1 protein-coding gene is annotated in these 338 nt (G+C 57.7%); it reads left to right on the top strand.

The annotated features are described in order from the left end of the window. A partial coding sequence (locus tag KP705_RS19915) for a Tn3 family transposase (RefSeq protein ID WP_215765567.1) occupies positions 1-338 on the top strand: 338 nt, incomplete at both ends.

The raw sequence follows: 338 nt of genomic DNA, 5'->3' as shown, positions 1-338 counted from the left end.
GGATACGCCGAAGCCCTTGGCCGTATGGTTGCAGCCCATCGTGGGCTGCCCCTGGCGTCACTCTGGGGAGACGGCACATCGTCCTCAAGTGATGGTCAATTGGTTCATGCAGGTGGCAGAGGCGCTGCGATCAGCGATATCAATGCGCGCAATGGCAGTGAACCGGGCGTCAGTTTCTACACCCACATCTCCGATCAGTATGATCCGTTTTCGACCCGGGTGATTGCGGCGACGGCCGGTGAAGCACCCTATGTTCTGGATGGGCTGCTGTATCTTGCCAACTGGCGTTCCATTGAAGAGGCCGTATTGCGATTACGGGGTTGGTCAGAGAACTGGAT

Source organism: Gluconobacter sp. P1D12_c (genome assembly GCF_018812105.1).
GTDB lineage: Bacteria > Pseudomonadota > Alphaproteobacteria > Acetobacterales > Acetobacteraceae > Gluconobacter > Gluconobacter oxydans_A.
The sequence above is the reverse complement of the archived record's forward strand: the minus strand, read 5'-3'. Positions and strand labels throughout refer to the sequence as shown.